General features: G+C 65.8%; 16 protein-coding genes and 2 riboswitches. Of the genes, 11 read left to right on the top strand and 5 right to left on the bottom strand.

Features of this window, described 5'->3' with window-relative positions; all coding sequences use genetic code 11:
* Positions 1-176: 176 nt before the first annotated feature.
* Positions 177-1088, top strand: a complete 912-nt coding sequence (gene glxR / locus B4F51_RS13190) for a 2-hydroxy-3-oxopropionate reductase (protein ID WP_296226181.1) — start codon at positions 177-179, stop codon at positions 1086-1088.
* Between the two features lie 144 nt (positions 1089-1232).
* Positions 1233-2711 (top strand): pyruvate kinase, encoded by a 1479-nt coding sequence (gene pyk / locus B4F51_RS13185; RefSeq protein WP_296226178.1) that lies wholly within the window; start codon positions 1233-1235, stop codon positions 2709-2711.
* 13 nt (positions 2712-2724) lie between these two features.
* Here the strand turns inward: pyk and hemN are convergent, their stop codons facing one another.
* Positions 2725-4209 carry an oxygen-independent coproporphyrinogen III oxidase gene (hemN, locus tag B4F51_RS13180; RefSeq protein ID WP_296226176.1) on the bottom strand — a complete coding sequence of 495 codons (1485 nt, stop codon included), beginning with the start codon at positions 4207-4209 and terminating at the stop codon, positions 2725-2727.
* Positions 4210-4453: 244 nt separating this feature from the next.
* Here hemN and B4F51_RS13175 point away from each other — a divergent pair, with 244 nt between their 5' ends.
* On the top strand, positions 4454-5566 hold the full coding sequence (locus B4F51_RS13175; protein WP_296226175.1) for an ABC transporter substrate-binding protein: 1113 nt from the start codon (positions 4454-4456) through the stop codon (positions 5564-5566).
* A 125-nt stretch (positions 5567-5691) separates the two neighbouring features.
* On the opposite strand, the gene eco is transcribed toward B4F51_RS13175, so the two are convergent.
* Complete coding sequence (eco, locus tag B4F51_RS13170) at positions 5692-6216, bottom strand: serine protease inhibitor ecotin (protein WP_296226172.1); 525 nt, start codon at positions 6214-6216, stop codon at positions 5692-5694.
* Positions 6217-6291: 75 nt separating this feature from the next.
* A complete protein-coding gene (locus B4F51_RS13165; protein ID WP_296226170.1) occupies positions 6292-8409 on the bottom strand; it encodes a UvrD-helicase domain-containing protein in 2118 nt (705 codons plus the stop codon).
* 292 nt (positions 8410-8701) lie between these two features.
* On the opposite strand from B4F51_RS13165, the gene B4F51_RS13160 reads away from it, so the two are divergent.
* From B4F51_RS13160 to B4F51_RS13125, 8 genes are all read left to right on the top strand, one after another.
* On the top strand, positions 8702-9028 hold the full coding sequence (locus B4F51_RS13160) for a hypothetical protein (protein WP_296226166.1): 327 nt from the start codon (positions 8702-8704) through the stop codon (positions 9026-9028).
* A gap of 150 nt (positions 9029-9178) precedes the next feature.
* Positions 9179-9276: riboswitch (glycine riboswitch) on the top strand.
* 13 nt (positions 9277-9289) lie between these two features.
* Positions 9290-9418, top strand: a riboswitch (glycine riboswitch).
* 142 nt (positions 9419-9560) lie between these two features.
* A complete protein-coding gene (gene gcvT, locus B4F51_RS13155; RefSeq protein WP_296226163.1) occupies positions 9561-10688 on the top strand; it encodes a glycine cleavage system aminomethyltransferase GcvT in 1128 nt (375 codons plus the stop codon).
* Positions 10689-10738: 50 nt separating this feature from the next.
* Positions 10739-11119: a glycine cleavage system protein GcvH gene (gene gcvH / locus B4F51_RS13150; protein WP_296226160.1), complete on the top strand. Its 381-nt coding sequence runs from the start codon at positions 10739-10741 to the stop codon at positions 11117-11119.
* 87 nt (positions 11120-11206) lie between these two features.
* A complete protein-coding gene (gene gcvP / locus B4F51_RS13145) occupies positions 11207-14146 on the top strand; it encodes an aminomethyl-transferring glycine dehydrogenase (protein ID WP_296226159.1) in 2940 nt (979 codons plus the stop codon).
* Positions 14147-14309: 163 nt separating this feature from the next.
* Positions 14310-15434, top strand: a complete 1125-nt coding sequence (locus B4F51_RS13140; protein ID WP_414706769.1) for an alginate lyase family protein — start codon at positions 14310-14312, stop codon at positions 15432-15434.
* Positions 15435-15528: 94 nt separating this feature from the next.
* Positions 15529-16905: an L-serine ammonia-lyase gene (locus B4F51_RS13135; protein WP_296226153.1), complete on the top strand. Its 1377-nt coding sequence runs from the start codon at positions 15529-15531 to the stop codon at positions 16903-16905.
* Between the two features lie 173 nt (positions 16906-17078).
* Positions 17079-19130 (top strand): OPT family oligopeptide transporter, encoded by a 2052-nt coding sequence (locus tag B4F51_RS13130; protein WP_296226151.1) that lies wholly within the window; start codon positions 17079-17081, stop codon positions 19128-19130.
* 22 nt (positions 19131-19152) lie between these two features.
* Complete coding sequence (locus B4F51_RS13125; protein ID WP_296226150.1) at positions 19153-19668, top strand: GNAT family N-acetyltransferase; 516 nt, start codon at positions 19153-19155, stop codon at positions 19666-19668.
* A gap of 8 nt (positions 19669-19676) precedes the next feature.
* On the opposite strand, the gene B4F51_RS13120 is transcribed toward B4F51_RS13125, so the two are convergent.
* Both B4F51_RS13120 and B4F51_RS13115 read right to left on the bottom strand, forming a co-directional pair.
* Positions 19677-20810, bottom strand: a complete 1134-nt coding sequence (locus B4F51_RS13120) for a YbdK family carboxylate-amine ligase (RefSeq protein WP_296226148.1) — start codon at positions 20808-20810, stop codon at positions 19677-19679.
* A 9-nt stretch (positions 20811-20819) separates the two neighbouring features.
* On the bottom strand, positions 20820-22046 hold the full coding sequence (locus B4F51_RS13115; RefSeq protein ID WP_296226147.1) for a cation:proton antiporter: 1227 nt from the start codon (positions 22044-22046) through the stop codon (positions 20820-20822).
* Positions 22047-22088 lie beyond the last annotated feature (42 nt).

The following is a 22088-nucleotide window of genomic DNA, read 5'->3' as shown; positions in this document are numbered from 1 at the left end:
CCCGGTTACACAAATTCAAGGAAGGGGTCGCCATCTCGGGCGCGCCTTTCTTTGCTTACTTTCTTTGGCAAGACAAAGAAAGTGAGTCGCCCCCGGCAGGGGGTGAAAGGGAGATGAACCACCAAGGTTCAAACAAGCAAACCACCAACACATTCAAACCAAGGAGATCCCTCACCATGGCAAACAATCTCAACCTCGGTTTCATCGGCCTCGGCATCATGGGCGCCCCCATGGCAGGCCACCTGCGCGCCGCTGGCCACACGCTATTCGTGCATGACGTCAACCCGGCACCCGCCGCGCTGGTGGAAGCCGGCGTGACGGTCTGCACGAGCGCCGAGGAAGTCGCCAAGCGCGCCGACATCATCTTCATCATGGTGCCGGACACCCCGCACGTTGAGGCTGTGCTGTTCAGCGAGAAGGGCGTCGCCAAGGCGCTGAAGGATGCAGGCAAGGACGTCGCTGCCGGCAAGATCGTCGTCGACATGAGCTCGATCTCGCCGATCGCCACGAAGGACTTCGCTGCCCGCGTCAACAAGACCGGCGCGCAATACCTGGACGCTCCGGTGTCGGGCGGTGAAGTGGGCGCGAAGGCCGCATCGCTGACGATCATGGTGGGCGGTGAGCAGGCTGCGTTCGACCGCGTCGAGCCGTTGTTCCGCCTGATGGGCAAGAACATCACGCTGGTCGGTGGCAACGGCGACGGCCAGACCACCAAGGTGGCCAACCAGATCATCGTGGCGCTGAACATCCAGGCGGTGTCGGAAGCGCTGCTGTTTGCATCGAAGGCGGGTGCTGATCCGGCAAAGGTGCGTCAGGCGCTGATGGGTGGATTTGCTGCATCGCGCATCCTGGAAGTGCACGGTGACCGCATGGTCAAGCGGACGTTCGATCCGGGCTTCCGCATTGAGCTGCACCAGAAGGATCTGAACCTCGCGCTGCAAGGTGCGAAGACGCTGGGCGTGGCTCTGCCCAACACGGCTACGGCGCAGGAGCTGTTCAATACCTGTGCGGCCAATGGGCTGGGTAAGCAGGATCACTCGGCGCTGTGCCGGGCGATTGAGATTATGTCGAACCACGACATTGCTTAACTGCTTGACGCTGCGCTGTGGCGGGGGATGAACTGGGGTTCTTGTTTTTTGTTTTTTGTGCATCCCTTGTTTCATCCCCTGCCGGGGCTGAAATAAGGGATGCACCACTCAGGTCCAAACACAAACCCACCGGAGCAATCCAAAGTGCGCCGCTTCCGCAACACCAAAATCCTCGCCACCCTCGGCCCCGCCAGCAGCGACAAAGACACCATCCGCGCCCTCTTCGACGCTGGCGCCGACGTCTTCCGCCTGAACTTCAGCCACGGCTCGCACGAAGACCACCGCAAGCGCTACGACGCCGTGCGCGCGGTGGAAGCCGAAACCGGCCGCCCCATCGGCATCCTGGCCGACATGCAGGGCCCCAAGCTGCGCATCGGCACGTTTGCCGAGGGCCGCGTCACGCTCAAGAACGGTGATCGCTTCGTGCTCGACCGCGACCCGACGGCGGGCGATGTCACGCGCGTGCATCTGCCCCACCCCGAGCTGTTTGCAGCCGCCGCGCCGGGCCAATCGCTGCTGCTCGATGACGGCAAGATCCGCCTGGCCGTGGAGACTGCGGACCCGGCCGCCATCGTCACCCGCGTGGTCGACGGCGGCCCGCTGTCCGACCGCAAGGGCGTGAACGTGCCAGATGCCGTGATCCCCATTCCCGCGCTGACCGAGAAAGACCTGCGCGATCTGGACTTCGCGTTGTCGCTGGGCGTCGATTGGATTGCACTCTCGTTCGTGCAGCGCGCCGAAGACGTGATCGCCGCCCGCGAGATCATCGGCGACCGCGCTGGCCTGCTCGCCAAGATCGAGAAGCCCGCTGCGCTGCTGCACCTGGAAGACATCGTGCAAGCGTCCGACGCGCTGATGGTGGCGCGTGGCGACCTGGGCGTGGAGTTGCCGCCCGAGCGCGTGCCCGGCGTGCAGAAGCGCATCCTGCGTGTCGCGCGCCAGCACGGCAAGCCGGTGGTCGTGGCCACGCAGATGCTCGAATCGATGATTGAAGCGCCGGTGCCCACGCGTGCCGAAGCATCCGATGTGGCCACCGCCGTGTACGACGGCACCGATGCAGTGATGCTCTCGGCTGAATCGGCCAGCGGCAAGCACCCGGTGGCGGCGGTCAGCATCATGAACCGCATCATTGCCGAGACCGAGCGCGACCCGCTTTACCGCAACCTGATCGACGCGCAGCACCAGGCCCCGCTGCCGACGCACCAGGATGCGATCTGCGCGGCGCTGCGTGACGTGACGCACATCCTGGGCGCGGTGGCGACCGTCACTTACACGTCCAGCGGCAAGACCAGCCTGCGCGCCGCACGCGAACGGCCGCTGGCGCCCATCGTCAGCATCACGCCGCGCCTGGATACGGCGCGCCGGCTGGCAATCACCTGGGGCGTGCACAGCACCGTCAGTGCCGACGTGACCAGCGTGGATGACATGGTGGATGCGGCCTGCCGGGCTGCTGCGCGCGAAGGCTTTGCGGTGACGGGCGATCAGATCGCCATCACGGCAGGCATACCGTTCGGGCAGGCGGGTTCGACCAATCTGCTGCGCCTGGCAGAAATCTGGCCGCAGACCGTGGCGCCCACCGCGCAAACCGACGCGGCGGAGCAACCCGAGCCGGTGTCAGCCTGAGCGCCTGAGCGACTCAGACGACCTTGGAGTAGCGCGGCACGAAGCGGATGGGCTTGCCCTCGGCTTCGATCGCGCGCTCGGTGCCAGCGGCGCGCAGATGCGCGTCGAACACCATGGCGATGCGCCGCACCAGCAAGCGCCCTTGCGGCGTGATAACGATGCGCTCGTCACCCACCTTCACTAGGCCGGCCGCTTCCAGCAGCGCCAGCGCTTTCAACTCGTCGGCAAAGGTGCGCTTGAAATCCAGCCCGTGCCGCGCGCCGAACGCACGCATGTCCAGTTCGAACCCGCACATCAGCTCACTGATCAGCGCGCGGCGCACGTGGTCATCCGGCGTGAGCGACAGGCCGCGCAGCACCGGCAGTTCGCCTGCCTCGATACGCGCGTAGTACCCGTCGAGGTCCTTCTCGTTCTGCGCATAGACATCGCCTACGCGGCTGATGGCGGACACGCCAAAGGCCAGCATGTCGCAATCCGCGTGCGTGGAGTAGCCCTGGAAATTGCGCTGCAGCCGCCCCTCGCGCTGTGCGATGGCGAGTGCGTCATCGGGGCGGGCGAAGTGATCCATGCCGATGTAGACGTAGCCGGCAGAAACCAGCCGCTCGACCGTCATTGCCAGCAGGTCGAGTTTTTCATCGGCGGTGGGCAGCGTGAGCGGATCAATGCGGCGCTGCGGCTTGAACAGATGCGGCAGGTGCGCGTAACTGTAGACGGAGAGCCGGTCCGGCGCCATCTCCAGCACGCGATCCAGCGTCGCGTTGAACGTGCCGGTGCGCTGATACGGCAGGCCGTAGATCAGGTCGAAGCTGATCGACTCGAAGCCCAGACGCCGCGCGCTGTCGACCACGCGACGCGTATCTTCCACGCTCTGGATGCGGTGGACGGCGCGCTGCACGTCGGGGTCAAAGTCTTGAATGCCGAGGCTCGCGCGGTTGAAACCAAGATCGGCCAGCACTTCGAGCGTGGGATCGTCCGCGTGGCGCGGATCGAGCTCGACAGAGATTTCCGCGTCGCTCGCCAAGTCGAAATGCTCCCTGGTGGCGTCCATCACGGCGCGCATCTCGTCGTGCATCAGGAAGGTGGGAGTGCCGCCGCCCCAATGCAGTTGCGTCACGCGGCGCAGCGGGCCCACGTGCTTGGCCACCATGGCCATTTCACGCGCCAGGGCGCGGATATACGGCGCACTGCGCGAGTGGTCCTTGGTGATGACCTTGTTGCAGCCGCAGTAGTAGCAAAGGTTCGCGCAGAATGGCAGGTGCATGTACAGCGACAGCGGCGCATGCATCGCGGGCGCGATGGCAGCACGGCGATGCAGCGCGTCGAGGTAGTCGGCCTTGCCGAAGGCATTGTGGAAGTGGTCCGCCGTCGGGTACGAGGTATAGCGCGGGCCGTGCGTGTCAAAGCGCTGCGCCAGCTCGCGCACTTGCGGCGCCGACCAGCGGAAGGCGCCATCTTTGGCGGCCGACGCGTCGTCGACCGGCTTAGCAAACGGAAACATGGGGGCGTGAATGTATTGGGGTGACGGTTCATCGTAAGACGGCACCATCGGCATCGCGTTGACGTGTATCAACGTCGATCCAAGGGAGGCCAAACGCGCCACCCCCTCCACCGGGAGGGGGGCTAACTTCACCGATCTGTCATGGTTTGCCTTCTAACATCGGCGATCGGCATCGGCCTGCTTGCGCGCGGGCCGTCACAAGAACACAAGAACGCGCCGTCCATTCGTCTTTGGGGGAAGCACCATGTGGAAGACCTGGGCGCGCCGCTGCGCGTACGCGCTGGCCTGCGTCGGCGCCGTTGTGACGACAACCGCGCACGCGCAGGGCAACGCGACGTTCGTCGTCGGACAGTTGGTGGAGCGCGGCGGCACTCAGGCTGATTACGCGCGCGACTTCATGGCCGGCGCCAAGGTTGCCTTCGATGCGGCCAACCAGAGCGGTGGCATCAAAGGCCGGCGTATCAGCCTCGTCCGGCGCGAAGTTGAACCAGCCGAGGCCGTGCCGCAGGCGATCGACCTGATCGAGCGCGATCATGCGGAAGTGCTCTTCGGGGTCAGCGAACGCCTGCTGCCGGCGTTGGCTGGCTCGGCGGAAATCCTGCGGCGCAACGTACCGCTGCTGGCGCCGCTCTCGGGCGCGACATCCGCGTCCGACAACGTCTGGTTCATCCGCCCCGACTACGACCACGAGATCGTTGCTGCGCACAACCGGCTGCGCCAGTTCGGCATGCGGCGCATCGCGCTGGTGACGGCCGCCGGCTTCGATCCACAGCTCGGCACGCACCTGCGCAGCGCACTCGCCGGCACGGCATCGGCCAAGGGCGAAGCCGCTGAAACGCTCGACCTCTACACCTTCAGTGGCGACCCGAGTGAACTCGGCGCGCGTATCGCCCCAACCAAGCCGACCGCCGTCATCGTCGCCGGCGATACGCTCGCCTATGCCAGCATCGGCCGCGCTCTGGCGCAGCATGGGTGGTACGGCTTCCTGGTCGGGCTGTCGTCAGTCAACCCGCAGGTGGCGCGCGAAATCCTTGGCGCCGGCTACAGCGGCGGCATGCTGCTCGCCCAGATCGTGCCCAACCCTGCGAGTGGCAACACAAAGATCACGCGCGAGCATATTGCGCGCATGAAGCAGTTCCTGGACGAGCCGCCTTCCGCAGCGACATTGCAGGGCTATATCGCGGCCAGCTTCCTGATTCATGCGATGCGTGCGGCGGGAGGTAAAGCCACCGGGCCGGAATTGCGGCGAGCCCTGCAGACGCGCATCGATCTCGGCGGGTTTACGCTCGATTTCACGCGGGGGAATCGTGGCAGCGAGTTTGTGGATTTGAACTACATCCAGGGGAGTGGGAGCTAGGCGGGTGGTCTGAATTTCTTATCGTTCATCCCCGGTTTCGCCCCTCACAGATCGAGTGCGAGGGCAAGGCAAACCAAACCTTGTGTTCGCGCTGCCCGTGCCGCTATGTTTGCTTTGGTTTGGCGCTATTGCTCGCGGCCCGACTGCATCTCGGTTGACGCGTGCCACAGCCGGTAACGCACCTCGAACGCCTGCGGCACGTAGACCACCAGCGGCAGTCGGCTGTTGTATCGCAGCAGATAGCCCTCCCCTCGCACTGGCACGAATGCCTCATGCTCAGGCTGCCCAGGGCACGCCATCATGGTGGCGGCGGGGCCCTTGGCGTCTGCCAGTTGGTAATACGAGTAGCCCCAGCCTTGCACGGTCTCCTGGGTCAGGCTGCCCATAAACCAGTGGCGGTTGCAGTCCACGCGCATCGTCTTGCCGACGATGAGTTCGACTTGAATGTCGTCCTCCTGCGTGGCGGCCGGCAGGGAAATGACGACCCGTTTCTGGCCGTCCTGGGCCTTGGGAAACATCTTGATGTCGTCGGCGCTGACCGCCCCGCCGGGGGTGGCCGCGAGTGCTTGCGTGGCGGCAATCGTGGAGCCTGCGACGCAGAACAGGGCTGCACAAACGGCGGACAGCAGGGACGTCGGGATGGGCTTCATGTGCGCTCCTGGGCGGTTTTCAGTAAGCGTCACTTTAGCCAGAATTGCGGAGTCCGGCCAATCAAGGCATCCAAGTCACGCTGTCGGCTTCTTCGCCGCCAGCAAGCCCTTGAGCGCGCCCAGCCGGTCTTTCGGCGACATGGCCGGCATCGTGTCTTCAGGCGTTGGCCCGGCATCATCGCCAAGCTTCATCTCAGCGATATACCGCGACGGCTCGCATACCACCGTCTCGCGCGCCCGCTTGCGCTTCTTGCACCATGTGATATGCAGGCTGCGCTGCGCGCGGGTGATGCCCACATACATCAGGCGGCGCTCTTCCTCGATCTTCTCGTCGGTCAGCTCGTCGTCTTCACGGCAGTGCGGCAGGATCCCCTCTTCCACGCCCACCAGGAACACGTGCGGATACTCCAAGCCCTTGCTCGCGTGCAGCGTGGACAGGCGCACCGCATCCGGGTCTTCCTCCTTGCCTTCGAGCATGCTGATGAGCGCGATGGTCTGCGTCAGCTCCAGCAGGTTCTTGCCGGCGTCCATCAGGCCATCGGCATTGGCGAAACCGGTGGCCTCTTCGTCGTCTTCTTTCTCGGGCTTGGTGCCCTTGCGCTTGAGCCAGTCCAGAAACTCCAGCACGTTGGTCCACTTGTTCTGGGCCTGGCGCTCGTCGTAGGTGTCGTACAGGTACGCCTCGTAGTGGATGCCTTCCATCATCTCGTCGAGCAGCGTGCTGGCGGGTTCCCTTGCGGCACGGTCCGACAGCCGCACGATGAACTCGCAGAAGACGCGCAGCGGTTCCAGTTGGCGCGGCGCCAGTTGGGCCTCGATGCCACCCATCATCGCCGCTTCGAACAGCGACACCTTGGCCTGCCCCGCGAATGCGCCCAGCACTTCCAGCGTCGCATTGCCCACGCCGCGCTTGGGCGTCGTGATGGCGCGGATGAAGGCGGGGTCGTCATCGGCGTTGGCGATCAGACGCAGGTACGCGCACAAGTCCTTGATCTCGGCCTTGTCGAAAAAGCTCTGCCCGCCCGAGAGCACATATGGAATGCGCTCGCGCCGCAGGATCTGCTCAAACAGGCGCGCCTGGAAGTTGCCCCGATACAGGATCGCGTAATCACGGAACTGTGCGCGGCGCTCGAACTTGTGCGCGGAGAGTTTGAAGACCACGCTCTCGGCCTCGTGCTCTTCGTCATTGGCGCCGGTCACGTTGATGGCGTCGCCCATGCCGTGCTCGCTCCACAGCGTCTTCTCGAACAGCTTCGGGTTCTGCGCGATCACCGCGTTGGCTGCGTTCAGGATGCGCACCGTGGAGCGGTAGTTCTGCTCCAGCTTGATGACCTTCAGGTTCGGGAAATCCGTCTGCAGCAGCTTGAGGTTGTCGAGCGTGGCGCCGCGCCAGCCGTAGATGGCCTGGTCGTCATCGCCCACGGCTGTGAAGGCCGGCGCACGCAGGTGCGAACCGCCCGCCAGCAGCTTCAGCAACTGGTACTGGCAGGCGTTGGTGTCTTGGTATTCATCAACGAGGAAGTAGCGCAGGCGGTTCTGCCACTTCAGGCGCACTTCTTCATTGCGCGCGAACAGTTCGGCCGGAATGCGGATCAGGTCGTCAAAATCCACCGCTTGGTAGGCGTGCAGCGTGGCGACGTAGTTGCGGTAGACCAGCGCCGCCTGGTGGTCATCCACGTTGTTGTTGGCGAGCGCCTCGGCAATCGCGGTGTCCGGGTCGACGAGGCCGTTCTTCCACAGCGAGATCGTGCTTTGCACACGGCGGATCAACTGCTTGTCGGTGGTTGCCAACTGCTCCTGGATCATGCCGAAACAGTCGTCCGAATCCATGATCGAGAAGCGCGGCTTGAGGCCCACGTGCTCGGCTTCGGCCCGCAGGATCTGCACGCCCAGCGAGTGGAACGTACACACCGTCAGTTGCTTGATGGGGATGCGCTTGCCGTCTTCGCGTGTCTTGCCTTCCATCAGCTTGGCCACGCGCTCCTGCATTTCCTTGGCCGCCTTGTTGGTGAACGTGACGGCGGCGATGTGCTTGGGCTCGAAGCCCTTGTCGAGGATCAGGTGCGCGATCTTCTGCGTGATCACGCGCGTCTTGCCTGAGCCCGCCCCGGCCAGCACCAGGCACGGGCCATCGAGGTAATGCACACCTTCGGATTGGGCAGCATTGAGCCCGTGGGCGAGACCGGAAGACATGGGAAATGCAGACGGGAGACGATCGAGCGGGGTGGGATGGTAGCACGGCAGATTTGGAGGATTTGGGGCGCGATCTGTTGCCGCTTCGCCCCTCCTGGCGCGAATCGATTTCCGTATTGCGCCCTCATCGGGGCAGCGCTGACGACCGCACTCGTTTGCGCCCCTCGCTCTGCTTCTGGCCGTTACACCGCTTACGCCCCGTTACATGACGGCGGTCAGCCCGGAGCCAGAACGTGCCGTTATGGACGGGACAGCGGCTGAATCGGTCAGCCGCCCACCGGAGGAAGAAACCATGAACCGCATCGTCAAGATCCTGGCTGTGACCGCCGTCGCCCTGTCCGCAACCACCGGCGCTTTCGCTCAAACGCAGTGGCAGAAGGACCACCCGCGCCGCGCCGAGGTGAACCACCGCCTGGCCAACCAGAACAAGCGTATCCACAACGAAGTGAGGGAAGGCGAAATCACCAAGGGTCAGGCCCGCCAACTGCACAAGGACGACCGTCAGATCCGTCAGGAAGAGCGCGACATGGCTTCGCAGAATGGTGGCCACATCACCAAGCAGGAACAACGCACCCTGAACCAGCAGGAAAACCAGGTGAGCCGCCAGATCGGCAACTAAGCACCGGTTTCCAACGACCCGCGCATCGGCCACACCAGGGCAAGGCGATACCGCCGGCGCCCGAAGGTGTGGCCGTTGTCTTCTGCGCGCGGCCAGAACATGTCGATTGGCACCCCAATTGACAATCCCAGCCCCCTTCCGTAAATTCCGGCCATCCATCCGGGAGAGCGTGCCAGCCGCACAAGGCAAGGCACCGCCGAAGGGGTAGCACCCGAAAACTCTCAGGCATCCAGGACCGGGTGGATCGGCCGGACATGTATCCGGCCGCACTCTGGAGAGCAGGCGCCGCACAACTACTGCGGGCGCCCACCGAAGGGGCTCACGAACCGGCACGCACCGCTATGCGCTCCGCTTCGCAATCTCTCAGGTACCAAGGACAGAGGGGCCATCCGCGCAGCTTGATCATCTTCATGGCGTCACCATGAGGCGTCAGGCTGTGCGGGTGGCCTTTTTGCTTTTTGGTCCCCGTTCAACGCGCCGCGCGCCCAGGCCCAATCGGGCAATTCGGGCGGCGCCCAAGCCGAGAGATTCCATGACGCTCCAACACACGCCGCTCAACGCCATCCACCGCTCGCTGGGCGCCCGCATGGTCGACTTTGGCGGCTGGGACATGCCCGTCAACTACGGCTCCCAGATTGAAGAACACCACGCCGTGCGCCAGGACGCCGGCATCTTCGACGTCTCGCACATGTGCGTGGTCGATCTCACCGGCGCGCGCGTACGCGACTTCCTGCGCGGGCTGCTCGCCAACAACGTCGACAAGCTGCAAACACCGGGCAAGGCGCTCTATAGCTGCATGCTCAACCCCAAGGGCGGCGTGATCGACGACCTGATCGTCTACTTCTTCCGCGAAGACTGGTTCCGTCTGGTGGTCAACGCGGGCACCGCGCCGACCGACATCGAATGGATCATCGCGCAGAACGCCGCCGCCGGCACCAGCGTGACTGTCACCCCGCGCCGCTCCGACAACAACGCCGGCGCCGAGCCGCTGGGCATCCTGGCCGTGCAGGGCCCGAACGCGCGCGCCAAGACCTACGCTGCGCTGCCCGGTACGCAGGCCGTGGGCGAGGCGCTCAAGCCGTTCAACGCAGGCTTTGCCACCATCGAAGGCATTGGCGAAATCATGGTCGCGCGCACCGGCTACACCGGTGAAGACGGCTTCGAGCTGGTCGTGCCCGCCGCGCAGATCGCCGGTGTGTGGGAGCGCCTGCTGCAAGCCGGCGTGCGCCCGGCTGGCCTGGGCGCGCGCGACACGCTGCGTCTGGAAGCCGGCATGAACCTCTACGGCCAGGACATGGACGAGCACGTCTCGCCGCTCGACGCAGGCTTGGCCTGGACGGTCGACCTGCAAAGCGAACGCGACTTCACCGGCAAGGCCGCGCTGCAAGCCAATGGCCAGCGCGACCAGTTCGTCGGCCTCCTGCTGCGCGACAAGGGCGGCGTGCTGCGCGCCCACCAGAAAGTCATCACCGCTGCCGGTGAAGGCGAAATCACCAGCGGCACTTTCAGCCCGAGCCTGTCGCAGTCGATCGCGCTGGCGCGCCTGCCCAAGAGCGTTGCCATCGGCACCGACGTGCAGGTCGAGATCCGCGACCGCAAGCTGACCGCGACTGTGGTTAAACTGCCGTTCGTGCGCAATGGCAAGGCGCTGGTCAGCTGAACCCGAATCCAACTCATCTATTGCATCTTTCCTCTTTCGGAGAACCCCACATGAGCAACATCCCCGCCGATCTGAAGTACACCGAACACGATGAGTGGGTCCGCGTTGAAGCCGACGGCACGCTGACCATCGGCATCACCGATTACGCGCAAGACGCGCTGGGCGACATCGTCTTCCTGGAGCTGCCGGAAGCCGGTCGCAGCGTGAGCAAGGACGAGGCGATTGCCGTGGTGGAATCGGTCAAGGCTGCATCCGATATCTACGCACCGGTTTCGGGCGAAGTGATCGCCAACAACGCCGACGCCTCGGGCGCGCCCGAGTCCGTTAACGCCGACGCCTACGCGGCCTGGCTGTTCAAGATCAAGCCGGCCAACGCAGACGATGTGAACGCCCTGCTGTCGGCCGAGCAATACACCGCCAAGATCGGCTAAGCCGGTCTTCCAAGCCGATGCGCCTGACCCGCGCGTCGGCCCCGCATTGGTCCTGACTGGCCCTTGCCTGAATTTCGAGCCCTTGCCATGAACGCTCCGCACCCCGCTTCCTCGGCCCTCTCTGCCGAACGCCCCACCCTGGCTGAACTGGAGGCGCGCGACGCCTTCGCCGGCCGCCACATCGGCCCCTCGCCCGACGAACAGGCGAAGATGCTCGCCGCGCTTGGCTATCGCGACCGCGCCGCGCTGATCGACGCCGTGATCCCGCCCGCCATCCGCCGCCAAGACGGCATGCCGCTGGGCGAATTCACGCAGCCGCTGACCGAAGAAGCGGCCCTGGCCAAGCTGCGCGGCATCGCCGGGCAGAACCGCGTGGCCAAGAGCTTGATCGGCCAGGGCTATTACGGCACGCACACGCCGGGCGTGATCCTGCGCAACATCCTTGAGAACCCGGCTTGGTACACGGCCTACACGCCGTACCAACCGGAAATCTCGCAGGGCCGCCTGGAAGCGATGCTGAACTTCCAGCAGATGGTGATCGACCTGACCGCGATGGACATCGCCAACGCGTCGATGCTGGACGAAGCCACTGCTGCTGCTGAGGCGATGACGCTGCTGCAGCGCGTGGGCAAGCACCAGTCCAACGTGTTCTTCGTGGCCGACGACGTGCTGCCGCAAACGCTGGAAGTCGTGCGCACGCGCGCCAAGCCGATCGGCGTGGAAGTCGTGACCGGCCCGGCAGCAGACTCCGCCAAGCACAACGCCTTCGGTGTGCTGCTGCAATACCCCGGCACCAACGGTGCGCTGCTGGGTGACCTGAATACCTACAAGGCGCTGACCGACGCCGTGCACGCCGCCGGCGGCCTGGTCGTCGCCGCAGCCGACCTGCTGGCGCTCACGCTGCTGGCCGCGCCGGGCGAATGGGGTGCCGACGTGGTAATCGGCAATACGCAGCGCTTTGGCGTGCCGTTCGGCTTCGGTGGCCCACACGCTGGCTACATGGCCGTGCGCGATGCGTTCAAGCGCTCGATGCCGGGCCGCCTCGTCGGCGTAACGGTCGATGCGCAGGGCAACCCGGCCTACCGCCTCGCGCTGCAGACGCGCGAGCAGCACATCCGCCGCGAGAAGGCCACCTCGAACATCTGTACCGCGCAGGTACTGCTGGCCGTGATGGCGTCGATGTACGCCGTCTACCACGGCCCGCAGGGCCTCAAGCGCATCGCCCAGCGCGTGCACCGCCTGACCGCCACGCTGGCCGCCGGCCTGCGCGCCGTCGGCTACACGCTGGAAGCCGATGTCTTCTTCGATACGCTGACCATCACTACCGGCCCGCGCACCGCCAACCTGCACGTCGCGGTGCAGGCGCATGGCATGAACCTGCGCCAGATCGACGACGCGCGCCTGGGCATCTCCCTGGACGAAACCGTCACGCGGGCCGATGTGGTCGCACTGTGGGAAGTCTTCGCCCACGCGGCCCACGCTGCCGCGCCGGACTTCGACAAGGTGGAAGCCAGCGTGGCCGATGCCTACCCGGCCGCGCTCGCTCGCCAGAGCGCGTACCTCACGCACCCGGTCTTCAACACGCACCATTCCGAGCACGAAATGCTGCGCTACCTGCGCAGCCTGGCCGACAAGGACCTGGCGCTGGACCGCACCATGATCCCGCTGGGCTCGTGCACGATGAAGCTCAACGCCACCGCCGAAATGCTGCCGGTGACGTGGCCCGAGTTCGCCAACATCCACCCGCTCGCACCGGCCGACCAAACCGTTGGCTACCGCGAGATGATCGACCAGCTCGAGCAGATGCTGTGCGCCGCGACCGGTTATGCAGCCGTGAGCCTGCAGCCGAACGCTGGCTCGCAGGGCGAATACGCCGGTCTGCTGACCATCCATGCCTACCACGCCAGCCGCGGCGAGGGCCACCGCAACGTGTGCCTGATCCCGTCGTCGGCGCACGGCACGAACCCGGCATCGGCACAGATGGCCGGCATGCAGGTCGTCGTCGTGGCCTGCGATGAGCGCGGCAACGTGGATCTGGCCGACCTGGAGAAGAAGGCCGCCGAGCACAGCAAGAACCTCGCGGCCATCATGATCACCTACCCGTCCACGCACGGCGTGTTCGAAGAAGGCATCAAGCGCGTGTGCGAGATCGTGCACAGCCACGGCGGCCAGGTGTACGTGGACGGCGCCAACATGAACGCCATGGTCGGCACCGCCGCGCCGGGCCATTTTGGCGGCGACGTGTCTCACCTGAACCTGCACAAGACGTTCTGCATTCCGCACGGCGGTGGCGGCCCGGGCGTCGGTCCGGTGGCCGTGGGCGCGCACCTCGCACCGTTCCTGCCCGGCCGCGCGGCTTCGGGTGAAGACGCCAGCCAGAACATCGGCAACGTGTCGGCGGCGGCGTTCGGCTCGGCGTCGATCCTGCCGATCTCGTGGATGTACATCGCCATGATGGGCGCCGCTGGCCTGACCGCCGCCACCGAGACGGCCATCCTGTCGGCCAACTACGTGGCCAAGCGTCTGTCGCCGTATTACCCGGTGCTGTACACGGGCGCGCACGATCTGGTGGCGCACGAGTGCATTCTCGACATCCGTCCGCTGCAGAAGGAATCGGGCATCAGCAACGAAGACATCGCCAAGCGCCTGATGGACTTCGGCTTCCACGCACCGACCATGAGCTTCCCGGTGCCGGGCACGCTGATGATCGAGCCGACCGAGAGCGAGCCGAAAGTAGAACTCGACCGCTTCATCGACGCGATGATCGCCATCCGTGGCGAAGTCGACAAGGTGATCTCGGGCGAATTCGACCGTGAAGACAACCCGCTCAAGCACGCCCCGCACACCGCGCAGGTGGTAATGGCCGATACGTGGTCGCACAAGTACACGCGCGAGCAGGCCGCCTACCCGGTGGCGTCGCTGCGCAAGCAGAAGTACTGGCCGCCGGTCGGCCGCGCCGACAACGTCTACGGCGACCGCAACCTGTTCTGCGCCTGCGTGCCGATGAGCGAGTACGCGCAAGACTGACCTGACGGGCCGGAGGTGACGCGGCGGGGGGGCGCTCTACACCGCCGCCGCGTCACATGTAACTGCGCGCAATCGCTGTAACCGTTCTCACAACCGATGCTTTTCGGGCGCCTCGCCGTTTAGGCTGGCGGCATCACGCCACCTACAAGAGCCTGCCATGCCGATGATCCGCTGCGCCCCGATCCTTCGTTTGCTCGCCTGCAGCGCCGCCCTGGCGGCATGCAGCGCCTGCTCGCCCACGCAGGCGGGGGCCGCAGCGGCCGTGTATGCCGGCACGCACAGCCCGGCCGGCCCGGCGCGCGACTGGTGCAACGTCTCGCCCGCCGAGTCTGGCGATCCGGCTGCCGTCAAGCTCGTCGCCCGCGCGACGCAGCATCTGACGCAGACCCCGCACCCGCTGCCGCGCCTGCATACCGAAGGCACGCTGCCACACCAGGGCATCTACGACGAATCCGTCAGTGCCGCGCGCGATTTCCCCGCCATGCGCGACGCCGCGATGGCCTGGCGCCTCACCGGCGACAGGCGCTTCGCCGAGCAGGTCGATACCTTCCTGCACGCATGGGTCGGTACTTACGTGCCGAGCTTCAACCCGATCGATGAGACCAAGTTCGACGCGCTGATCCAGGCCTACACGCTGGCCCGGGACGGTCTCACCTCCAGCACGCGCGACGAGACGCAGCGCTTTCTGCGCACGCTGGCCGAGGGCTATATCAGTCAAACCCGCGCCCGCACGGAGGCCGCTCGTCAGCCGCTTTCACACACGTGGATCAACAACTGGCAGAGCCATCGCATCAAGCTGATGGCAATGTCCGCCGCCGCGCTGGGCGACCGCGCGCTGATCGCGCAGGTGCATCGCCTGTTCCTGCAGCAGCTCGCCAACAATGTTCGGCCGGACGGCTCGGTGGAAGACTTTGAAGACCGCGACGCGCTGCACTACGTGGTCTACGACCTGGAACCGCTGACGATGGCCGCAATTGCCGTGCAGCCGTTCGGCCAGAACTGGCTGCGCGAGCGCGCGAGCAACGGCGCCACGCTGGCCGCCGCCCTCGACTGGCTTACGCCGTATGCAGACGGCAGCCGCACGCACGAGGAATACGTCCACTCGCACGTGGCTTTCGACAAGAAACGCGCCGACGCCGGCCTGCCCGGTTTCTCGGGCCCGTGGGAGCCAAAGAGCGCCGGCACGTTGTACTGGCAAGCCGCGCGGCTGGATGCCCAATATCGCCCGCTGGCCGAACGGCTGGCCGCCACTGCGCCCGACTGGCTGGCGCTGTGCGCGGCTCGCTGATCGGCGCATCATTGCAGTAGACAGCGGGCAAGTATCAACCGGCGCAAGTGGCCACAAGCCGGCTTGCTCCCTAACGCCCCCGGAGCCCTACCCCATGGCTGTTTCTGTTTTCGACCTCTTCAAGATCGGCATCGGCCCGTCCAGCTCGCACACTGTCGGCCCGATGCGCGCCGCACTGATGTTTGCCTCGGGCCTTGAAGCCGACGGGCTGACGGCCAACGTGGCCAGCGTGCGCGTGGAGCTGTATGGCTCGCTTGGCGCCACCGGCAAGGGCCACGGCACGGATCGCGGCGTCATCCTCGGCCTGATGGGCGAAGCGCCCGACACCATCGACCCCGACACCATCGACAGCAAGCTGGCCGCGCTGCGCGCATCGCAATCGCTGTCGCTGCTGGGCCGTCACGCCGTGCGCTTTACCGAGAAGGAACACATCGCCTTCTACCGTCGCGAAGCCATGGCCGAACACCCCAACGGCATGAAGTTCCACGCCTTCGATGCGGCCGGCGAGCGGCTGCGCGAGGCGCGCTACCTGTCGGTGGGCGGCGGCTTTGTCGTCACGGCCGGTGCGCCGAATACACAGGTGCTTTCTGCGCACGACCAACTGCCGCATCCGTTCCGCAGCGGCCGCGAACTGCTGGCGATGTGCGAAGCGACGGGCAAATCTGTCGCCCGCCTAATGCTGGAAAACGAACTGACCTGGCGCAGCGAAGCCGAAGTGCGCGCCGGCCTGCTCAATATCTGGCAAGTGATGCAGGCGTGCGTGGCGCGCGGTTGCCGCACCGAAGGCGAATTGCCCGGCCCGTTCCATGTGCGCCGCCGCGCGCCAGAGCTGCATGCGCGGCTCACTGGCCAGGCTGAACGCACGCTGTCCGATCCACTATCGGTGATCGACTGGGTGAACCTGTACGCGATTGCCGTCAACGAAGAAAACGCCGCAGGCGGGCGTGTGGTCACAGCGCCGACCAACGGTGCGGCCGGCATCATCCCCGCCGTGCTGCACTACTACGATCGCTTCGTGCCCGGCGCGAACGACAACGGCGTGGTCGACTTCCTGCTCACCGCCGGCGCGATCGGCATGCTGTACAAGATGAACGCCTCCATCTCCGGCGCGGAAGTCGGCTGCCAGGGCGAGGTGGGCGTGGCTTGCTCGATGGCGGCGGGTGCGCTCGCTGCCGTGCAGGGCGGCACGCCCGAGCAGGTCGAAAACGCGGCGGAAATCGGCATGGAGCACAACCTCGGCCTGACGTGTGATCCGGTCGGCGGGCTGGTACAGATTCCGTGCATCGAGCGCAATGCGATGGCGTCCGTGAAGGCAGTGAATGCGGCGCGCATGGCGTTGCGTGGCGACGGCACGCATTACGTGTCGCTCGATTCCGTCATCAAGACGATGCGGGAAACGGGGGCGGATATGAAGACCAAGTACAAGGAAACCGCGCGCGGGGGGTTGGCGGTGAATATTGTGGAGTGCTGAATTTTGGTTTGGGCTTTGGTGGTCCATCTCTCTTTTGGCCCCGGCAGGGGATGAAATAAGGGATGGACCACAAACAAAAAAAGTTAGAGCAAGCGCAAAACAAAAACCCACTGCCCCCGCATCCTGCCCCTCCTATAATCCGGGCCACAAAAACCCTCCTCGGAGACGCAGGAATGCAATCCCTCCCTCCAAAGCACATTTCGGCGGCCAACCTGCCGGAACTGACGCTGCGCGGCATGATCCTCGGTGCCATCATCACCGTCGTCTTCACCGCGTCGAACGTGTACCTCGGCCTGAAAGTCGGCCTGACCTTTTCCTCGGCGATTCCCGCAGCGGTCATTTCGATGGCGGCGCTGCGCATGCTCGGCGGCACTAACATCCTCGAGAACAACATGGTGCAGACCCAGGCGTCTGCAGCCGGGACACTGTCTTCCATCATCTTCATCCTGCCTGGCCTGGTGATGATCGGGCATTGGCAAGGCTTTCCGTTTTGGCAAACGTTTGGGGTCTGCATGGCGGGCGGCATGCTGGGCGTGGTGTTCACGATTCCGCTGCGCCACGCGATGGTGGTGCAGAGCGACCTGCCGTACCCGGAAGGCGTGGCTGCGGCGGAAATCCTGCGCGTGGGCAGCGGGCAGTCCGCTGACGGCGCGAATGCCGCCAATGACGACGCCGCGCCCGCCGCCACCGGCATGCGCGATATCGCCACGGGCGGCATCGTGGCGGCGGTTGTGGCGTTTGCGACCAACGGCCTGCGCGTGCTGGGCGAAGGTGCGAGTTGGTGGCTCGCTGCCGGCGCTTCGGTGGTGCGGCTGCCGCTGGGCTTCTCGACGGCGCTGCTCGGCGCGGGTTATCTGATCGGCGTCGTGGCGGGGCTGGCGATGCTGGTCGGCCTCGTCATTGCCTGGGGCATCGCGGTGCCGTACCTGACTTCCGTCACGCCGATGCCAGCAGGCAAGGCGCTCTCCGCATTCGGCACCGACGTGTGGCGCACGCAGGTGCGCTTTATCGGTGCAGGCGTAATCGCGGTGGCGGCGGTGTGGACGTTGGCCACGCTGATCGGCCCCGTGGTGCGCGGCGTGAAGCGCTCGTTCGGCAGCCTGCGTCCGCAAGGCGAGACCACGCAGCGTACCGAGCAAGACATGGCGCCGCGCTGGATCGTGCTGGTCACGTTGGCGATGGTGGTGGTGCTGGTGATCACCTTCGCAGCCTTCCTCGCGCCGACCATGCTGTCGGCCGGCTCGCGCTGGACGCTGATTGCGTGCGCGGTGCTGTTTGCGGTGGTGTTCGGCTTCCTGGTGGCAGCGGCGTGCGGCTACATGGCCGGGCTGGTCGGCTCGTCGACGAGTCCGATTTCGGGCGTGGGCATCATCGCCATCACGCTGGTGTCGCTGCTGCTGTTGGCAGTGGGGGCAGACAACGGCCTGGTCGGTTCGCCCGAAGCCAGCAAGCTGGGCATCGCGCTGGCAATCTTCACCACCTCTGCCGTGGTGGCCGTGGCGACCATCTCGAATGACAACCTGCAGGATCTGAAGACCGGCTGGCTGGTCGGTGCCACGCCGTGGCGCCAGCAGGTCGCGCTGCTGATCGGTTGCGTGGCGGGTGCGGCGGTCATCTCGCCAGTGCTGGAGTTGCTCTATAACGCGTACGGCTTTCCGGGTGCGTTGCCGCGCGCCGGCATGGACGCAGCGCAAGCCTTGTCCGCCCCGCAGGCGACGCTCATGACGGCCATTGCCACCGGCATCTTCACGCACAAGCTGGAGTGGAGCATGGTGATTGCCGGCATCATCGTCGGTGCCATCCTCATCGCCATCGACTGGGCGCTCAAGCAGCGCGGCGGCGTGGCGCGGCTTCCGGTGCTGGCGGTTGGCATCGGGATCTACCTGCCGCCGACGGTCAGCGCGCCGCTGGTGATCGGCGCGGTGCTGGCGTGGGCAATCGACAAGATCCTCGCCCGGCGCGCGCAGGCTGCTGGCGTGCCGTTCGCCAAATACGCCGAAGTGCCGAACCGCCACGGCGTGCTGCTGGCTTCGGGCCTGATCGTGGGCGAGAGCCTCGTGGGCGTGCTGATGGCGGCCATCATCGGCGCCACGGGCAAGGATGCACCGCTCGCGCTGGTCAGCGAGTCGTTCGAGGGCAACGCGCAATGGCTTGGGCTGATCGTGTTCGCCTTGGTATGCTGGGCGTTCGCGCGCCGCGTGCTGGCGGTGCGCCCGACTCACTGACGCTCAACCCGAACGCCTCATCATGCTGCTCCGTGACGCCACTGAAGCCGACTTGCCGGCCATCCTCGCCATCTACAACGACGTGATCGCCACGTCCAACGCGATCTACACGGAAACCCCGGCCACGCTGGAAGACCGCCGCGCGTGGCTGGCCTTGCGGGCCACGCAGGGTTACCCGGTGCTGGTGGCGGACGACGACGGGCAGGTCGCGGGCTTTGCGTCGTTCGGGGATTTCCGCCCCTACCCCGGCTACCGCCACACCGTCGAGCACTCGGTACACGTACACCGTGACTGGCGCGGCAAGGGCATCGGCAGCCTGCTGGTGGAAGCGCTGTGCGTGCGCGCCGCGGCGCTGGGCAAGCATGTGATGGTCGGCGCCATCGACGGCGCCAATGTGGCTTCCATCCGGCTGCACGAGCAACTCGGTTTCGAGGAAGTCGGCCGCATGCCCGAGGCCGCCATCAAGCGCGGCCAGTGGCTCGATCTCGTCTTCATGCAGCGCTGGCTGGAAGCGCCGGGCACGGTCCGCAACGACTGATCGATTGATTACGCAGGCTGTGTAGCGGCCTGCGTCCACCGCCCGCAACCGCGTCGGACTGTCTCGTGCAGGTTGCGGGTTTCGTTTTGTGCGCGGCGGATCCACTCGGCGTCTGTCTCGCGCGCCTCCACCACCTCGCGGACCATCTCGAGCGCGCCTTCGGACGACAGCGCCTCGGCGTGCCGCGACAGCACCTTGCTGGTTTCCAGGATGTGATCAGCCAACGCGCCACGGTTGCCCGTAGCCGGGTCGACGTATTCCCCCGCCAGGCCGAAGCGGCACGCCTGGAAGCGGTTGAAGGTGTAGACGAGATAGTCGTCTTCGACCGGCACGAACGGACGGTCGAGCAACAGCCAGCGGCCCAGCGCCTGGATATACGCGGCAATGGCGGCGGCGCGCTCCACCGTCAGCGGGGTATCCATCACGCGGACTTCAATGGTGCCGTACTCGGGCTTGGGGCGGATGTCCCAGTAGAAGTCCTTCATGCTCTCGATCACGCCGGTGGCGCGCATCTTCTCGAAGTAGACGACGAAGGCGTCCCACGTGAGCACGAAGGGCGCGCGGCCCGACAGCGGGAAGGCACTGACCGAATTCATGCGCGCGGAGGCAAACCCCGTGTCCACCCCCTGCACGAACGGCGATGAGGCGGCCAGCGCAATGAAGTGCGGTACATAGCGCGACATGGCGTGCAGCAGGTACAGCGCGTCATCGGGGCTCGGGCAGCCCAGGTGCACGTGCTGGCCGAACACCGTGAACTGCTTGGCCAGGTAGCCGTACAGCTCCGAGATGTACTGATAGCGTGGCGACTGCGAAATCGTGCGCTGGCTCCACTGCTGAAACGGATGTGTGCCCCCGCCGCAGATGCCGATGTTCAGCGCCGTAGCGGCTTCGGCCATGCAGTCGCGCATCTCGCGCAGTTGCCACAGCGCCTCGTCATGGCTGTGGCAGATGCCGGTGGAGATCTCGATCATCGAATCGGTGATCTCGGGCTTGATGTCACCGGGATGCTCCTTGCCCTTGAGCATGCGCAACAGGTCGGCCGACGCCGAGGCGAGGTCGTAGTCGTGACGGTTGACGAGTTGCAGCTCCAGTTCGACGCCGAACGTGAGCGCTTCGGATTTGGCAAACGGTTCCAGCGACATGACAGACCCCTAACGATTTCCGTTTTCCTGTTGGCGAACCTCACCCGCCCAGCGCAGCGAACGCGCGGTCAGGATGGGCGCGACGATCTGCTGGATCGCCAGCGTGCACAGGAGGATGGCCGCCAGCGGCGCGCCGGTCTGCGGGTACAGCGCTGCCGTATCGTGCATCAGCAACCATGACAACCCCGACATCGGCCCGAGCGCCAAGCCCAGGGCCACGCTCTGCCGCATCGACAGCCCCGAGAACGAGCCCAGCGCCGCCGTGCCGGCCAGCTTGGCGACGAAACGCGCCAGCACCAGCGCGACTGCCGCCACACCGCCAATCATCCAGTCCGATGCCCGCAGCGGCAGGCCGAGTGACACGATCATCACCACGATCAGGATGCTGCCCGCGCTACCGAAGTGCGAAGGCCACACGCGCGGGTGCGCGTCCTGATGCTTGAACACCACGCCCGCGAGCAGCAGCGTGAGCGGCACCGACAACTTGAGCAGCTTGGCCATCGCCAAGGCAAAGAACACCAGGCCCACCAGCACCAGGAAGGCGTAGTGATCATCACCCGCCATGCGGTGATACAGCGCGTGCCCCACCTTGCCCACCACCCAGGCCAATGCGGCCGACCCTACAAGCAGGTATAGCGGATGCAGTAGCGCCGCGCCCCAATGCCCATACTCGCTGTGCAGCCAGCCGGCGGTGAGCGGCACCAGCACGCTGGCATAAATGCTGTTGAGCGCGCCCAGCGAGAGCAGCCGCTCGGTCACCTGACCTTCGGCGCGCAGTTCGTTCTTCAGTTGGAGGAGGATGGTGGGCGACGTTGCTACAGCAATGGCGCCGGCCGCCACGGCCACCGGCGTCGCCACGCCCAGCACCTGCAGCACCCAGGTGACGAGGCCCCAGGTCAGCAAGCTCTCGAAGCCGCTCGTGAGCAGCAGCCAGCGGTTGGCGCGCAGCCAGTCGAACGAGAGCCGGTGGCCCAGTTCGAACAGCGCCAGCGCCAGCGCCATCTCTATCAGGATGTGGGTCTGCTCGAGCATCTCGGCATCGATCAGCGGGCGCCCGAGCACGCCGGCCGCCAGCCCGGCCGCCGCATAGCCAACAATGCGCGGCAGCCGGAGCGCCACGCGCGCGAATTCGCCGCACAGCGCCGCGCCCACCAGCGCCAGCCCTATCCAGAACAGGCCGCCAGGGGCAGGCGGCCACGAGGGGAAGAGATCGTGAAGTCCTGTCATGGCCGACATGGTACCCGAAGCACCCTGGACGAGAAGTCAGCCAAGCACTGA

Origin of the sequence: Ralstonia sp. UBA689 (assembly GCF_002298975.1) — a bacterium.
Lineage (GTDB): Bacteria > Pseudomonadota > Gammaproteobacteria > Burkholderiales > Burkholderiaceae > Ralstonia.
The sequence above is the reverse complement of the archived record's forward strand: the minus strand, read 5'-3'. Positions and strand labels throughout refer to the sequence as shown.

Coding starts and splice junctions, on each gene's coding strand:
- gcvT (WP_296226163.1), top strand. CDS start 9,561: ATGACGCTCCAACACACGCCGCTCAACGCCATCCACCGCTCGCTGGGC.
- B4F51_RS13140 (WP_414706769.1), top strand. CDS start 14,310: ATGATCCGCTGCGCCCCGATCCTTCGTTTGCTCGCCTGCAGCGCCGCC.
- gcvH (WP_296226160.1), top strand. CDS start 10,739: ATGAGCAACATCCCCGCCGATCTGAAGTACACCGAACACGATGAGTGG.
- hemN (WP_296226176.1), bottom strand. CDS start 4,209: ATGTTTCCGTTTGCTAAGCCGGTCGACGACGCGTCGGCCGCCAAAGAT.
- gcvP (WP_296226159.1), top strand. CDS start 11,207: ATGAACGCTCCGCACCCCGCTTCCTCGGCCCTCTCTGCCGAACGCCCC.
- B4F51_RS13125 (WP_296226150.1), top strand. CDS start 19,153: ATGCTGCTCCGTGACGCCACTGAAGCCGACTTGCCGGCCATCCTCGCC.
- glxR (WP_296226181.1), top strand. CDS start 177: ATGGCAAACAATCTCAACCTCGGTTTCATCGGCCTCGGCATCATGGGC.
- B4F51_RS13120 (WP_296226148.1), bottom strand. CDS start 20,810: ATGTCGCTGGAACCGTTTGCCAAATCCGAAGCGCTCACGTTCGGCGTC.
- B4F51_RS13115 (WP_296226147.1), bottom strand. CDS start 22,046: ATGTCGGCCATGACAGGACTTCACGATCTCTTCCCCTCGTGGCCGCCT.
- B4F51_RS13160 (WP_296226166.1), top strand. CDS start 8,702: ATGAACCGCATCGTCAAGATCCTGGCTGTGACCGCCGTCGCCCTGTCC.
- B4F51_RS13135 (WP_296226153.1), top strand. CDS start 15,529: ATGGCTGTTTCTGTTTTCGACCTCTTCAAGATCGGCATCGGCCCGTCC.
- eco (WP_296226172.1), bottom strand. CDS start 6,216: ATGAAGCCCATCCCGACGTCCCTGCTGTCCGCCGTTTGTGCAGCCCTG.
- B4F51_RS13165 (WP_296226170.1), bottom strand. CDS start 8,409: ATGTCTTCCGGTCTCGCCCACGGGCTCAATGCTGCCCAATCCGAAGGT.
- B4F51_RS13130 (WP_296226151.1), top strand. CDS start 17,079: ATGCAATCCCTCCCTCCAAAGCACATTTCGGCGGCCAACCTGCCGGAA.
- B4F51_RS13175 (WP_296226175.1), top strand. CDS start 4,454: ATGTGGAAGACCTGGGCGCGCCGCTGCGCGTACGCGCTGGCCTGCGTC.